Source organism: Bradyrhizobium sp. Kon58, from assembly GCF_055807455.1.
Window position 1 is genome coordinate 420,359 of sequence record NZ_JBVVOT010000003.1, and the last position, 14,487, is coordinate 434,845.

Sequence of the window (14,487 nt, forward strand, 5' to 3'; positions counted from 1 at the left end):
CACGGCTCCTTGCTTCCGCACCAAACGATGCGCCGGGACATCCTAGTCGGTAACTGATGCAATCACGCTCTGAAGCGTCAGCTTGGCATCTTGAGGAGCCGCGATCGCCGGACCGTGTTCGGGCATCACGTACGGGTAAATGGACGCCACGGCAGCGCCGACTAGCAGGCACGAGTGAAGGACGCCATCGACTGATTGGTCGTCCTCGGGCAAGAGTAGGATGTTCCTTAAACCGTTCGCTTCGTCCCAGTCACTGAAGTCGAGGTGCCTACCGAGCGACAGAATGTTTGGATGGGCTCCATTGTCGATGGCTGCGTCGTAGAGCTCTTGGATCAACTGAGCGAGAGGAGCATCCATCTTCTTCAGGATTGCCAACCCAGCGCCGAATGTAAAAGTGTCCCGGCAGGCCCGTCGATTGCTCTGCCGGTTGATCCAGACTTCCTGCGTCCACGGTTGATGCCGCATCATGAGGGCGTACAGAGCGCATTCGATGCTGGAGCGCAAAGCGCCATAGGCCACGTGCACTTGTCCTGCGAGACTCATTCTCACGGCGGCTAAGAACGAGCTATGGGCCTGGGAGAGCAGCAGTGGAGGGAGTGCGGGACCGGCTATAGGTACCGACGGAATTCCGTCAAACACCGCATTCAATCGATCTAACGCCTCCACCAGCTCAGGGTAAGCGCTGATCGACTTCAATTCCTGTTCCCGTGCGGCGTAAAGAAAGATCGAGACTGAGTCGGTTACCTGCTGCTGATCCATATCTCTTCCCCTCGGCAACGATCGCCCCGCATCGGCATCAGCCGGGAGGGCCGCGGGTCCAAGGCAACCAGAGCGCCTCCGTGCTCAGACTACAGTCCCGGCTCGCCAGTCTCCGCCTACCGGGGACTGTACGATAGGACTTTCCCAGGCCGCCACGCCAGCCCGCCAGCGGGAATCCTGATCGGGCGCGGCTCGATGAGACCCTTTGCCCCCAGCAAACCACTTCGAGCGAAGAATGCGCCTAGGGAGTTCCCGAGTAGCCGCCGACTTACCCGCTGATAGCTTCGGTCGTGTCGCTCGTATGCAGGGAAGCTGAATTATTGCGGAAATCGGCAGGTTCTTCTGCATGGGCGCGCGGGAATTCTGGGGTGGCGGCATCGACCGGCCGCCGCGGTCTGTGATGGCTCCATTGCTGCAATCGGAAAGAAGTGATGACTGATCTGTTAGCGGCTCTATCTGCCTTGGGGCTCCAGTTTCAGGAGACACCGTTCTCGGACGAGATTTTCACCGCCGACGGCGTGGCCAAGTCGCTCGGCATAAGTCTGAGCCAGGTGGCGAAGGCAATGCTTCTTAGAATCGGGGATGGCTCAACTCTCGTTGCTGTTGTACCGGGCGACCGGCGTGCGGACCTCAAGCAGATCAAAAGGCATCTGAACGGGAAAAAGGTTCAGATCGTCGAGCGATCGCATGTCGAAGCGACGATCGGTCTGCAGGTGGGCGCGGTGACGCCCCTCATTGCCCTCGTCAATAAGAAGGTGGCCGTCGTTGTCGACGAGAGCCTCACGAAGCACTCGATTATAAATGTCAGCAGCGGCAACCTCAAACTCGGTATCAATATCAATCCGCTCGAGCTGGCGTCCGCCACCAGTGCAGCGATCGCGAAGATCTCGGACTAGGGTCACAAATGACAAGTACCTGGAACATCGCCGTTGTGTCGGCCGATGCCAAGCTGATCGACCGGTGCCAGCATATTCTGGCGCCGACATACCTGATCAAGCCATTTCACATCAACGAGCAGGCTCGCAGCAAGATCTCGCTGAAGGACAGGCTGCGGCAGATCGTCAGCGAGATCATAGGACTGGCAGATGGTTCGATCGAGACCCATGCCGTGATCATCGATGCGGAATTTAAGTCAAAGCAGGGGAAGGACAAGATCTCCATTTCCGACTCCATATTCGACGAACTTCCAGCGCCGGCAGGCAACATAATCTCGTCGGTGTTGGGTGCGGGATTGCCCCTGATCGCGAACTCAAATGTAAAAGACCCGTTGCAGAATTGGGCGATGGGCAGGGCAGGGGTCATCCCGCTCAACGAAGATACTCTGATGGTCGATCTGGAGGCGGCGCTCGATGCCCTCCCGTATCTAATCAATACACTGCGGGTCGAGAACGAATTTGCGACGGGTTACGACGAGGAAGAGCTCGGAAGCCCAGCGACGGTCAGCGCGGTCCTATGGGAGAACGAGTTCGTCCTCAGGCATGTGCGCGAGCACATCCGTACCGCGTCGCAACCGCTCCATATTCTGGACCTGGGTTGCGGAACGGGGCGCTTCGAAGAGCTCTTACTGACCGACCGCGAAATCAATCAAAAGATCGCAACGATAACCGCCGTCGATTTTGCTCCGATGTATTTTGGGATGGCAAAACGCCGTTTGCCCCACTTTCTGGCAAAGGCGGAGTTCAGCAAGATAAACTTCGTTCGCCGGATTGCGGAAGATCTGCGTTGGCCGGCGAACTATTTCGACATCGTAGTCGCAAGCTTCGGCATCCTGTGCTTCTCGAACACCCACAAAACGCTTCCCAACGTTTACAACGTCCTGAAGCCCGGTGGCCTGGTCACGTTCAATGGCTACAATCGTGATGCGATCACGTTTGAATTTGACGAAATGATAAGGGGGAAGCTCGGGAATCCGGCGTCCCATTTCGCGATCAGCATCGACCGGGATGAGAATACAATGCGATTGGGAGATAGATACATCAGTTGCTTCACGTTCCACCCAGATGACGTGGAAGGCCTGATCAGCCTGGTCGGTTTCAAGCCAGTAAAAAGTACTGCGCCGATCGAGACCTTTCCTGCTCTATACGGCAGCGCGCGAAAGGAATACTTGGCGCGCTTGACGACGAACGACCCGAAGCGATCGAAGAGTAAGGTTCATTTTCGACATGGTGCCTGTGTCGGAACGAAGGCGTGCGTGGACTTTGCCTCATATCAGCACGTTAACTTGGTCCTGGATGGCTTTAAGAGCGGATTCAATGAGACCCTGCATCAGATAGACGGAGACTTGGCGAAGCTTCTTCCTCGGCGCGGCTTTTACTTTTGCGTCGCAGCGCACAAGTAGCGCATGGATGTCGTCCGCGGTGCCAAACGAGGATCATCCATCGACCAGCTTTTTGACTTCGCTGATCGAGTCGCACGAACTGGAGATGGATTCTCGATTTTACGTTCCAGCCAGGTTGCGCGTCGACAGGGCCTCGGCAGACGCGATCAACTATCTTCTCGGCTGGGCTCGCGATCAGGACTCTCCGCCGCTGCTGCTTCTAGGGGAGTATGGGTCCGGAAAATCCTACATTTGTAGGAGGCTTGCCTACGAACTGGCAAAGGCCCGCCTAAGCGACGCCAAGTCTCCCGTTCCTTTGCTATTCTCGTTGAGCGAGCTCAAAGCCTACGGCGGCTTGCATGGCTACTTTAGGGCCAGACTGGCAGAGGCTGGGTTGCTTGCCAGGGATGGTGATTGGCGGGAGGTTATCGATCGCGAAGATCGAGTTATCATACTGGATGAGATCGATGAAGTGCCGAGCCTACGCGGGGTAGGCGATCTTGATCGCGTATTTCAGACGATCGGCGATCTTTCCCTCAGGCATCCTCGCCTTGTTCTGGCTGGTCGATCGAATATGTTCGCTCGTCTCGACAAGGTATGGGGCGCTCCTTCGGTTGATCGCAAGTCCGAGTCCGGCCTAATCACGCCCTTTTTTCAAATTGCAGAGTTGCTGGAGTTCACGCCGGCGCAGCAGCTTCGCTATCTGAAGCGGCGGTTTGGGCCGGACGCTGCAAAGCTCAAGGGGGACATCGAGCGCACCTACGGGTTGGCTGAGCTTGCCGCGCGGCCGTTGCTCCTCGGAATGATCGGGGAAACCTTGCGGAGGAGCAGAAAGGGACGAATTCCCCTAGGTGCCCTCTACTCAGAGTATGCGGCAGGCCTTTTGAAGAGAAGAGCGCAGCAGGTGTCCATTCCCTCAGCGGAGTTGCACCGATCCTGCAGATTGCTCGCAATCGAGCTGTTCAAGAAGCAGGACGCCTGGATCGCTTCGGAGGATATGGTGGCCTTTAGCCGAAGGCTGAATGCCGAACGATTGGCAGTTCTTGCATCAATCCCTGGTGAGGCGCCCGCCGATCTTCTGGTTCAACGACGCGACGACAGGTTCCGCTTCTCCCACCAATCGTTCTATCATTTCTTTTTGGCTGACGCGTGGATAGCCGACTTGGCGCTGGCGCGACCCGGCGTGATTTCCCTGGGCCCGTTGAGCTCCGAGACGATCTTTTTCATATCGCTGCTTGACCAGCGGATCGATTGGCGAACTTTGATCAAGATCGCCCGCCAAAGCCAAACGAGATCTCGCTGGATAATGATCAACGCACTTCGGATTGCGTTGGCCACAAAATCGTCGGCTCTTGGAGAACTGCTTCCGCACGCACTGCGTTCCAAGAATGTCGAAACCGTGCGGGTTGCGCTAAAGTGCGCTGGATACGGCCCTCGACTGCCCAGGAAGCTGCAGAACGCGGTTGCGAGCTGTGTCCGCTCGACGAAAGGTGAGCTTACCTACTCGGCTATCGAGACGATCGGCCTTCAGAAAATTCAAAGCGCCTTAAATGCGGTGCTCAACGGCATCGCCTCTCCTGATCTGGACACGGCGAGGATCTCCCTCTGGGCGCTTCGGAAGCTGCGTTCGCCTTCTGCGCTGCCGACGGCCATCGCGCTAATCGACAGCAAGGATGCCCGTGCCCGACGTACTGGTGCCGAAATTATCGGTATGCGCCAGCACACGGCGGCGGAGGGGGTATTGAGAACACGGCTGAACCGGAGTCCCAATCCCGACGATCGCTATTTTTTCGGTGAAACTTGCGCGGCTATCTCTGACCGTAAGAAGTGGAAGTGGCACAAGCTCCGGCGTGAATTGCTGGCCGATCGATCCCGAAGGCACCAGATATTGCTGGATCAAGGCACACCAACCTGGATAAAGCGATATATCATCGAAGAGATCGGGGAGAAGCGTATCGTCGAGGATGGACCGGTCTTGCAGAAGCTCTACGCGAAGTCTGACATCTATCTTCGCAACTCTATCGTGGACGCGCTGGGCGAGATGCGGGACGGTGAAAACGTTCCCTTCTTGCACGATAAGTACCGCACGGAAGGCTCTCCAAGAATCAAAGCAAATATCGTGTGGGCTCTGGGCAACACCAGTGACCCCAGGAGCCTCAAAGTGCTTTTGAACGCCCAGCAAGCGACGAGCCCCGAAATTCGAGACTGGGCGAGGTGGGCCAAGGCTCAATATGGGCAAGATCGTTACGATCTTTCGAGCCCGCACTATTACAAGTATCCGCTCGCCCTCAGTTGAGCGCCTTTGAAAACTGGCTCGCGTGCAAAGGTCTGGAACCCTAATCGCGCGATCGTAATCGCGATCCAAAGTTTATCGCGCCGCCTCGCAGAGCAGCTAATTGCTGGTTCGACCGATCGGCTAGTCCGTCGTTGGGATGTCTTTCTCTGCTTCGCGTATGAGGATAAAACGTTGATCCATACGCAAAGTCGCGCGATCGCCGCACTTCGGACAGCTCACATCCACGTTCGGCTTTGCTTTGACTTGCAAAATCGAACGCGGCTCGTTGCAGTTCTTGCAGCTCCAACTATAGGAGTGGGGCACGAAGAAATATGTGCCGTCGGGCCGTGGCTCGGCGTCGAAAAGCTGGCCGCAGTTGCCACATTCCACAGGCGCGCCCTTCTCAAGCACTGAAGACCTGCGCTTGATAGGAGCCTCGCACTCGGTGCAAGCAAGCGTGACTGACAGCGAAAAGTTCGCATTCCAGATCGAGGTGTCCAGAACATACGTCAACTGCACTCGTATGGCTTCCACCCGCTGTCGAATCGGTTCGACGTCAGGCGATAGACCTGAGCGCGACTGCTTGATCGTAGGGACGTGAAGATAGCTGCCAAGCTGATGGTAAGCCTTGGCGCTCCAGTCGGCCTTTAAGCGGCGATCTTCCCCGAGGTCGATCCAATCACCTTCAGGTTCGCCGTCGGCGCCTTCTCTACGCATGCGGAGCCCCGAGCTGTGGTCGGCACCGGGGTCCGTCCTAAGCAATTCCCTCATCACCTTGTCAGGCTGCCAGGTTTCCAGGGCCTTGAGAGGCACCTCGCTCAAGTACCCCATTAGGAGTTCGTACGAGAGCGCTTCAAGGCACTTCCGAAGCTCAAGGCACGCGTAGATCAGGCTGTCATCGTCACCTGTATCTAGAAGTTCGCCCGCCTTTTCGAGCCGCTCCTTTGCCAGGTAGCGATACTGTGGTTGCATTGTCTCGGCTCCGCTTAACGAGCGATGGAGGGTCGGTATCCGACTCCAGATTGCTCCGCAACGGACTGCCGGACTTCGTTGCTGGCCGCCGCGTAGGCGACGCCGTCGTGCCGAGCTGAGTGAGAGCAGTCGAAGGGCGGGACCTGCAGCCGGAAGTGACTATGGCTTGACCGTCACGCCGCGAAAGGATTGAGACGCGCGCTGCGCATCTTTGCATTCCTTTCCGCTGACGTCGACCGTGCCGTCGTCGCTAAGAATTTGCACCTCCACGGTGTCCGGGATTGCGAACAAAGCCTCTGGAATCAGACCGGCCAATCCCGCGTTCGCGACGATCGTTGGGTCATCGTTCGGGTCGCCCGACCAGCGGTACAGGTCAAAGCCTCCGTTGCCATCGATTGGCCCGGCGACGATCAGATAACTGGCGCCCACTCGTTCAAAGCTGCGAATGCCTCGACCCCCGAGCTTGATCTCGATAGGCGGGCCGAGCTTCGCCGACGCGCCTGAGATCACATCCTGTGGATTTTCGATCGGGACCACCAAAGCCTTGTCGCCTGGCAGCAAGGGATTGCGAAACCCGATCAAGAGTTTGCCGTCGACTGTGTCCGCCAATCCCTCTATATTTAGGGCGCCCTTCGACTTGGGCGGCTTCTTTGCGGCTTCCGCCAGGCCGTACTTGGCGAGCCCCGGATCTGTCGAAAGGTCCTCGATGAGGCTGGAGTAAGGCTTGCCGACCGCTTGTACCGAAGGCACGGACCCCGCGACGATTTCAGTTGCGAACAGTCTTCGTCGACGGTCCTGGACTTTTCCCTCCTTGTTCGTACCGTGGGACGAGATCCAGAATATTGTGTTGCCGATCGTAGCGGCACCCTCGATGTCAGACTCCTTGTCCGGTTTCGTCCCGAGGAACGAAGATAAATCAACCTGAGCGACGGAGTCGGGTTGGCCGCGCCGGTAGATGCGCAAAACGTTGAGTTCGTCGTCCGCCACTACGAAGTGGTCCTTATCGAGCGCGACGGCAGCAGACGCATCGCACATTTCGCGGTACACGGTAGCCGTCTCGGCATCGGCCGGACCTGCAAGGATGGCCAGTGCAGCTAATGCGATGAAATGTGGTCTGGACATGTGATCTCCGCGAGAATTTCACGGTCAATGCCAAAGGCCCGTCATTATGACAGGCTCCTGGGCAACCGAATTTGGTCGCCGAGCTGCTCCAAAGCGAAAGCCCACGCTAGGGATTGTCACGACGTTGCCGGCAGCGACTTTACCGGCAGGGAGTAGAAGAGCACGTCGAGACCTTTCGTGACCTTATATCTCTGCTTCCAGCTTCCTACGGTGTAGTTCTGCTCGAACTTGGCCAGACTTGAAGAGTTCGAGTACACCAGCCGTTGGTCGCCAGCGCCTGTCCCGAGAATACCGACATGTCCGATGTTTCTGCGCTTCGAACCAGGAACGTTTTGCGTAGGAGAGATAATGATCCCGCCAGGCGGCACCTGGCCCTCATCCGATCCCGCGTGGAAGCAGGCGTGCAGCTCTTGCCCAAAAACCTGAGTGCCGTCCGTCAACGTTATCCAACGTCTGAGGGCGTTGTACACGATGTGCCTGACGGTCCAGCAGCAAGCTAGGTTTCCACCATCGGGACCAGAGCTTGAATCGAACACGTTCACCTGTGTCAGCGCGTACTGATAGACGTTGTCGTGGTCGGTCGCGCTGCTTGGCCCACAGGTCGCGATCGTGCCGGCGACTGTGATGTCGGGCACAGGGGAGAAGCCCGCGAGAGCCTGTCGACTATCAATTATCGTTTCATTGTCCCAGAAGTCGAACTTGGTGCCGTTCCACTTGAACAGAAGCTGCTGGCCATCGACGCCTTTCTGAGTGACCAAGAGATAGCGGTCGTTGCCAAGCTTGAACTCGGCTCCCGTGTTTGTGTAGTTGTCGGACGTGTCGAGATATTCGACGATTTCTGGATACTGCTGCTCGACGGCCATCTGCGCGCTCCTGAATGAGCGTGTCGCGACACGCCCGGCTGCGAGCGCGATCCTAACTCCAGGCGATCGGGCGGTACCCTAGGATAAACCCCAGTAGGACCGCTTGAACGAGTGCCCAGCCGCGGACAGGACCCCCGACGAAAGGAGCCTTGGGCTTGCACGATTTCAAGGTATGGTTACCCGCGTAAGCGACTGTAATTCCTGCCCTATCGCGCCAGCCATGCAAAATTCATTAACTTGCTGGGGAAGCCCAGTGATCTCCCTAGTATCGTTCGGCAAGATGTCGTTCAATATTCACAACTTCCAGCGGCGCCCTCCAGAACTTCTCTCCTGGCGGCGCGCCACATGCCAGCAGTGTTTGGATTTGGCCGACGCCGGTCCGATCGGGGTGTAGGGAAACGTTTCGATTGATCCGATTTCCGATTATTCGGCGTCTAGAGGTGCACAATTACGAACTCTTCAAGAACGAAGAGTCCGAAGGCATTTCTCATGTTTTCGATCGCGGCGTGCATGCGATCGTGGGCATCAACGGGCTAGGCAAGACGACCCTCCTCAACGTTCTCTATCGGGCTCTCTTGGGCCCGTTCGATCAAAGCAAGAGCGATGACGCGGGTCTCTTGGGGTCTCAACATGAGCTGAGCGCCTGGCGAAATCGCAACTACTTCCGCGACCGAGTGAGAGACGGAGCGCGACAGGCCACCGTCGAAGTGGACATTGCCTTCGGGAAGAACCTCCTGACCGTACGCCGGCGCCTCAGCACGCTACAGGTTGACTACCTTGCGTTGGATGGAGAGCCATTGGAGGCTTCGCTCGAGGAATACAGCGACACGGTGGTGAAGCTCTCGGGCGTAGCCACATTCTTCGACTTCTTCGCGATACTGCGATATCTCGTGTTCTATCTCGAAGATCGCGTCGAGCTCATCTGGGATCGTCGTTCTCAATACGACATGCTGCGGGTCTTGCTGTTTGACACAAAAGCCGCAAAGGCAGCGTCGGAAGCCTATGATGCCGCGCAAGCGGCCGACAGTAGATACCGCAACAGAAGGGCGGTCTTGGGGCGCGATCGAGATCGACTTGCCGCCTTGGAGGCGGCGTCAGGGGATTCGGAAGCGTCCCATCTCAGGAGTTTGCAGGCATCCATCGCTCAGGCAGAAGAGCTGGACCGCGAACAAGCTGCGCTCATCGAGGAAGCTCGGGAGAGCATGGAGGAGGCGCGCCTTCGTCGAGAGCGGGCTCTTCTTGATTTGCAGGAAGCTCGGATAGCGCTCGAATACGAGGAGCAGGCACACTACAAAGACCTGTTTCCCGAGATCGGCGAGACAGCGCAGCATGTTTTCTTGAACATATTGGGTGGCGGAGGCTGTCTTGTATGCGGAACGGAGGGCCCGGACGTTGCCGAGCATCTGCGCAAGAAGCTCGAAGAGCATCGTTGCCCGATCTGCGATAGCCCATCCGAACGTCATGAGAAGGTGACGACGCCCGCGGACTTTAGCCATGCCCGGTTGAGACGCCTCAAAGCCAAGACCGAGCAGCTCAGAGAAGCACTGCAGGTCGCTTCGGAAGAGACCGACAAAGCCAAGACCGAGTTCGAACAGCTTACGGACAGGAGAGAGGAGGACCGGCGAAAACTGAGAGATCTCAGGCTCGAGTTGAATCAGCTCGGCTACGTCGAAATCCCGAACGAAGCCGACATCGAGAACCTGCGCACCACCGTTGCCGAGGGCGAGAAGGAACTCGCCCGACTTGAGACGGATCAATTTGAAGCGGAAACTCGGTACGGACGCATTGTCCGCAGGCAAAAGACGGTTATCGACAATACTGTCGCGACCATTCGTCGGCGCTTTCGAGAGTATGCAGGTATCGTACTTGCCGAAAGGTGCGAGCTCAATCTTGCCAGCGAACGGCGTTCGATCGGACAAGAGGGGACGAAGTTCGATTTCCCTTATTTCGAGGTGATGATGACCTCGGGGGTCTTCAATCAGAGCATGAGCACGCGTCAAAGCGCGGAAGCCGTGTCCGAGTCCCAAGCCGAGTTTCTGGACATAGCTTTCCGGATGGCTCTCATCAGTGCTGTGACGTCCGGCAAGACGGAATCCATGCTGGTTTTGGAGACGCCTGAATCGAGCCTCGACAGTCTATTCGTACGGATGGCTGGTGAAGCATTCCGCCACTACGCTGAGGACAAACGGTTGGACAATGTCTTCATCGCCAGTACGAACCTGAACAACGAAGAGATGCTGAGCGCACTTCTAGGCGTCAATCGAACTCCCGCTATCGAGCGTCAGAGCCCGACCAATCCCAAGCTGAGGCCTGCCCCGACCAAGAGATTTGTCGCTCCAGTCGTTCCGAAGCGCGACCGTTCGAAGAGAATTATCAACTTACTAGAACTGGCCGCGCCGAACGCTGCTCTCGTCCAGCACAGGAATTACTATGCCGGGATGTTCCGACGGGCGATGGGCGAGGAACAACCATGAGCCAGAGACCCCAACGATCGGTTCTGGTCGCCCGTGTCTGGCTGCTGATGCTTTTGGACGCGGCGGAGCGGGCCGGAGTAGCGCCGTTGTCGGTCGAGCGATTGCATCGGCTCGTTTATCTGGCGAATGCTCTTGCGCCGGTCTACGATTTGTTGCTGCCTGACGGCTACATTCTCAAATACCGACGTGGCCCGTTCTTTCCGGTCGTGCACTGGGACGTCGGGCGCCTCGTGGCGCAAGGCTTGGTTGACGTCTCCAATTCGCAGCCAATTAAAGACGAAATCGGCTATTGGATCTCTGCGGACTACAGCCTTTCCCGCAAAGGGATGAAGGCCGTCGACACGGCAATCGAACTTGAGACCGCACTTCCCAAGGCTGTGTACTTGCGTGAGGTTGCTCTCGCATTCGCTTCCTTGGAGACGACCGAACGAGACGCCGTCGCTTTGGCCGACGTGAATTATGACAATGCTGCCGACGATGCTCCAGTCCACTATGGAGACGACGATCAAAATCTCGTTCCCGCGGCTGCGGAAAGCTTGATCGAAGAGGGCGCCCCGAACGTACGTCGGCTTCGTCTGCACCGGTATTTCCAGTATCTCGAACGCGCGTGGGATCTGTCCCAGGAGCAACGGCGTGCCTCCTGAGGACCAACGGAAGAAAGCGGAATCTCTACTGAACCCCGACGCCGCGCGAGGCGTGCGGATCGAGAGGCGCGACAGCGTACAGGCGGCGCCGGCGGATCCTGACGCTGAGGGTTTCGCATTCGAAGCTGAAGTCTATCGCTATGCGGCAGATTGGATCTCGCGGAGGCCTACTACGGCGCAGTCCGCAAAGCCATTCGCGATGGTTCTGTCGCGCTCTCTTTCGCAGGACAAGAAGGAACTTGAGACGGCCGGACAGGGAGCATGCCAAGTTTACCAAGCTTTCCACAGCCAGAAGCTGCTGAATGTCGAAAGTCACATCGTCTTCACGACTGTGAATCTCGAACGCGCGATTGCCGTTCCAGTCGCGGACGTGGAGACAGCACAGGATCTTTTCGATGCGATCGGCGCTTTAAGCCTCGGCGATCGGCACATTGCTGTGTTCGAGCCATCGGAAGCCAATCTGATCCTGCTCAAGGCGGGATTGAACGGGGTGTCCAGAGAGCAACAGGTCAGGGCTAACGTGGGGGCACCGGTCTGGAATCTGGTCGATCTCGACAAAGAAATCCAGACCTTCCATAGCGACTACACTCGCACTCCGTCCGGTGTGCTCGAACCCTGGTTCAATGCTACGGATGGCGTCACCGGCGAAAAGCTTGAAATCCGCATCAGCAAGGCGCTTGCTAACGATCTCGACCGCAAACTCAAACGGGGAAGTGTCTTGGCCGAGGTCGGTAGTTCATCGGGCAGAATGGATGTCTACATCTGCTCGGACGTACTGACGCCTGGATGCGGACCTTGTGTTCTCGAAGTCAAGGTTCTTCGCAGCCGCCATAAGCGCCTGGCTAACGACGGCAAACCTCGGAAGGTTTCCGACAAGTCAAATAATGATTGGGCGATGAAAGGCGTCGTGCAGGCGGATCTTTACCGCTGCGACAAAGGCGCTCCCGTCGCTTATTTGTGCGCGTTCGACGCCCGCGACGCCGATAAGAAGATGCCCGATGTTGAGGCCTTGGCAGCCAGCCGCTCCGTGAGCTACCGGAAGTACTTCATGCATCGCTCGACGGGCAGTCTCCAGGCGGCCGAACTCGGCAAGAGCTGACCGTGCCGTCTTAGATCATCTGCGGCGTCGCAAGTGGACGAGGCTTTCACTCAGGACATGATGTCCGCCCTGCTGCGCACTCGCCCTCATCGCCCGGATGGGACGGACCGCCTTGACCTCGAAGGAGAGCTCCTTGGCGAGCTCCGCGAGAATTTCGGCGACGTCGACGTGCACGCCGGCGTAACGGCTGTCTCCAACCACCATCATGATGTCGGCGCGTCGCGACATCGTCGCTGCCAGGCCGGTCAGAATGGAAGCCATGTCGCCGAAGTAAGCTTGGACCATTTCCGGAATGCTGCCGTCCCACAATCGTGCGGCATTCGACCTCAGGGCCCGAACAGTCTTCCGCAACAGCGGAGAAGAAATCGGATCGCAGTCATATGAGCGTTTTACCTGAACGTGAGACCGGAGTGTGGCCTCCCGGAGCGAGCGGTTCTCGTTGCTCGAGGTGAGGTAGCCCAGCAACCAAAGCTCGACGTTGTAGATGTCCGTATAATCGAACGAGTTCGGATAGGGAGGCGAGAACAATGCGAATTCGGCCTCGGGCAGCGAGCCTGCGAGCTTTCTGGAGTCGCCGCGCAGAAGAACGTATTGATGCTCCGCGCGGCGGCCGAACCGTGCCACGTCTTCGATCGCGCGTTCGGCGGCCTGCCTGAAGGCTCGATCGACCGCAGCGACGGGCTCGGGCCGATCCTCCCATCCGGAGCGATACCTGCGCCCCTTTCCGCTGATGACGACGTTGCTCAGGCCGATCGCGATCGAGCCCAGGAGAACGCGGAAGAGACGGCGGTGGGAAGGCTCGTCCAGCGTCGCGATAGCCTCCCGGTAAGCCAGCAGCTTCTTCGCGACGTTCTTGTTAAATATCCAGCGGCTGTCTACCCCCGGCTCGACCATCGTCGCCGGACCGGATTTGAGCAGCTTGACCGGGTCCACCCGCAGCTCCCGGGCGGCTTGAAGTACGCGCGCATAGTCGCGCGTGAGCGCCGCGACGTCGTATCGGCAAAGCTTCGCTTCGATCAGGTCGGCGAGAAACGGATTCACTTCGATCGTCGCCGGCCGAACTCCCAGAAATTGGCAAGCGAGCGCCGTGGTCCCCGAACCCCCGAATGGGTCGACACAGGCGTGAGGCCGCTGGCTCAACGATCCGATAGCGCTCGACACGAACCTGGGACTGAAGGCCTCCTTGAAGCGATACCACCTTTGAAAAGGCAAGTTCTGCGCCTCGACGTTGCTCGAAGGCGCGATATCGCCCTCCGCAATCCGGCCGAACCACTTGCTTGCCGTAATGCGATCGCCCGCGTGCACGTTCACCAGCAACTGGTCCAGCCGCTTCTTAGCCGTACGGTCTGAGATCCATTCGCTGTGCATGAAACAGGTATATCCCCAAATATTCGAATATGCTAATTATAATCACAAATGAGAATGCGGCAACCCAATCTTATTGGATCGGACCTGCGAGCCTGGCTGGATGAGCAGGGGCTCACCGAACTTGAGCTGTCCAAGCGAATTGCGCAAAGAAACAAGGGAAGATCTGTAAGCCAATCCTGGATCAGCAGGATATTGGCGGGAAACTTCAAGCGACCTACGAGGGCCGTACTGCTTCTGGGGAAATATGCGAGTATTCCGATTTTTGAGGAAGCCTCGCAAAGAGATGCCGCCGGAGCCAAATTGATCGATGACGCCGTCTCCTCAGTCTGGAATGGCACCAGGCGGCACGCGCACGTGATCGCGAAGCTCATCCGGGTCGCGAAGGAAGTGACGCCGGAAACTTAAAATCTGCCTATTTTGAGAAGGCGCTGAGCTTGCTCAAAACCGCAGCACGTTCTCTCTCGATCAGCCTCTCGGCTTCGGGGCCATCAAGTGCTGTCCTGTCTGGCCCGGTCTGCTCGCTCCCTGGCTTGGAAATGTGACTGTGGTCGCACGAGCTGAGAGCAGGACAACTGCCTGGTACAGCTTGTCGCC

General features: G+C 57.7%; 12 protein-coding genes. 7 read left to right on the plus strand and 5 right to left on the minus strand.

What is annotated here, in order from left to right:
• Window positions 1–42: 42 nt before the first annotated feature.
• Window positions 43–759 carry a hypothetical protein gene (locus AC0L20_RS08435; protein WP_473288161.1) on the minus strand — a complete coding sequence of 239 codons (717 nt, stop codon included), beginning with the start codon at window positions 757–759 and terminating at the stop codon, window positions 43–45.
• Between the two features lie 431 nt (window positions 760–1,190).
• Here AC0L20_RS08435 and AC0L20_RS08440 point away from each other — a divergent pair, with 431 nt between their 5' ends.
• Genes AC0L20_RS08440 through AC0L20_RS08450 form a run of 3 tightly spaced genes read left to right on the plus strand, consistent with a single transcriptional unit; the run spans window position 1,191 to window position 5,372 of the window.
• Window positions 1,191–1,655, plus strand: coding sequence for an aminoacyl-tRNA deacylase (locus AC0L20_RS08440; RefSeq protein ID WP_456767921.1), 465 nt, complete (start codon window positions 1,191–1,193; stop codon window positions 1,653–1,655).
• 8 nt (window positions 1,656–1,663) lie between these two features.
• Window positions 1,664–3,097: a class I SAM-dependent methyltransferase gene (locus AC0L20_RS08445; RefSeq protein WP_473288162.1), complete on the plus strand. Its 1,434-nt coding sequence runs from the start codon at window positions 1,664–1,666 to the stop codon at window positions 3,095–3,097.
• Between the two features lie 7 nt (window positions 3,098–3,104).
• On the plus strand, window positions 3,105–5,372 hold the full coding sequence (locus AC0L20_RS08450) for an NACHT domain-containing protein (protein WP_473288163.1): 2,268 nt from the start codon (window positions 3,105–3,107) through the stop codon (window positions 5,370–5,372).
• 120 nt (window positions 5,373–5,492) lie between these two features.
• Here the strand turns inward: AC0L20_RS08450 and AC0L20_RS08455 are convergent, their stop codons facing one another.
• The 3 genes from AC0L20_RS08455 to AC0L20_RS08465 form a co-directional block, all read right to left on the minus strand.
• The gene (locus AC0L20_RS08455) at window positions 5,493–6,323 is read right to left on the minus strand and encodes a hypothetical protein (RefSeq protein ID WP_456767924.1); all 831 of its coding nucleotides are present in this window, start codon (window positions 6,321–6,323) and stop codon (window positions 5,493–5,495) included.
• Between the two features lie 159 nt (window positions 6,324–6,482).
• Window positions 6,483–7,445: a DUF3616 domain-containing protein gene (locus tag AC0L20_RS08460; RefSeq protein WP_473288164.1), complete on the minus strand. Its 963-nt coding sequence runs from the start codon at window positions 7,443–7,445 to the stop codon at window positions 6,483–6,485.
• 116 nt (window positions 7,446–7,561) lie between these two features.
• Window positions 7,562–8,308 (minus strand): hypothetical protein, encoded by a 747-nt coding sequence (locus tag AC0L20_RS08465; RefSeq protein WP_473288165.1) that lies wholly within the window; start codon window positions 8,306–8,308, stop codon window positions 7,562–7,564.
• Window positions 8,309–8,715: 407 nt separating this feature from the next.
• Here AC0L20_RS08465 and AC0L20_RS08470 point away from each other — a divergent pair, with 407 nt between their 5' ends.
• From AC0L20_RS08470 to AC0L20_RS08480, 3 genes are read left to right on the plus strand one after another with little or no spacing between them, the layout of a single operon-like run.
• Window positions 8,716–10,782: an AAA family ATPase gene (locus tag AC0L20_RS08470; RefSeq protein ID WP_473288166.1), complete on the plus strand. Its 2,067-nt coding sequence runs from the start codon at window positions 8,716–8,718 to the stop codon at window positions 10,780–10,782.
• Entirely contained in the window at window positions 10,779–11,426 is a 648-nt protein-coding gene (locus tag AC0L20_RS08475) for a hypothetical protein (RefSeq protein ID WP_473288167.1), read from the plus strand. Before AC0L20_RS08470 ends, AC0L20_RS08475 begins: the two co-directional genes overlap by 4 nt.
• On the plus strand, window positions 11,416–12,525 hold the full coding sequence (locus AC0L20_RS08480) for a hypothetical protein (protein WP_473288168.1): 1,110 nt from the start codon (window positions 11,416–11,418) through the stop codon (window positions 12,523–12,525). The genes AC0L20_RS08475 and AC0L20_RS08480 overlap by 11 nt, the downstream gene beginning before the upstream one ends.
• 15 nt (window positions 12,526–12,540) lie before the next feature.
• Here AC0L20_RS08480 and AC0L20_RS08485 read toward each other — a convergent pair whose 3' ends face one another.
• On the minus strand, window positions 12,541–13,893 hold the full coding sequence (locus AC0L20_RS08485; protein WP_456767930.1) for a hypothetical protein: 1,353 nt from the start codon (window positions 13,891–13,893) through the stop codon (window positions 12,541–12,543).
• Window positions 13,894–13,947: 54 nt separating this feature from the next.
• Between AC0L20_RS08485 and AC0L20_RS08490 the strand changes: the two genes are divergently transcribed.
• A complete protein-coding gene (locus AC0L20_RS08490) occupies window positions 13,948–14,298 on the plus strand; it encodes a hypothetical protein (RefSeq protein ID WP_456767931.1) in 351 nt (116 codons plus the stop codon).
• The last annotated feature ends 189 nt before the right edge of the window (window positions 14,299–14,487 follow it).

Coding starts and splice junctions, on each gene's coding strand:
- AC0L20_RS08435 (WP_473288161.1), bottom strand. CDS start 759: ATGGATCAGCAGCAGGTAACCGACTCAGTCTCGATCTTTCTTTACGCC.
- AC0L20_RS08440 (WP_456767921.1), top strand. CDS start 1,191: ATGACTGATCTGTTAGCGGCTCTATCTGCCTTGGGGCTCCAGTTTCAG.
- AC0L20_RS08445 (WP_473288162.1), top strand. CDS start 1,664: ATGACAAGTACCTGGAACATCGCCGTTGTGTCGGCCGATGCCAAGCTG.
- AC0L20_RS08450 (WP_473288163.1), top strand. CDS start 3,105: ATGTCGTCCGCGGTGCCAAACGAGGATCATCCATCGACCAGCTTTTTG.
- AC0L20_RS08455 (WP_456767924.1), bottom strand. CDS start 6,323: ATGCAACCACAGTATCGCTACCTGGCAAAGGAGCGGCTCGAAAAGGCG.
- AC0L20_RS08460 (WP_473288164.1), bottom strand. CDS start 7,445: ATGTCCAGACCACATTTCATCGCATTAGCTGCACTGGCCATCCTTGCA.
- AC0L20_RS08465 (WP_473288165.1), bottom strand. CDS start 8,308: ATGGCCGTCGAGCAGCAGTATCCAGAAATCGTCGAATATCTCGACACG.
- AC0L20_RS08475 (WP_473288167.1), top strand. CDS start 10,779: ATGAGCCAGAGACCCCAACGATCGGTTCTGGTCGCCCGTGTCTGGCTG.
- AC0L20_RS08485 (WP_456767930.1), bottom strand. CDS start 13,893: ATGCACAGCGAATGGATCTCAGACCGTACGGCTAAGAAGCGGCTGGAC.
- AC0L20_RS08490 (WP_456767931.1), top strand. CDS start 13,948: ATGCGGCAACCCAATCTTATTGGATCGGACCTGCGAGCCTGGCTGGAT.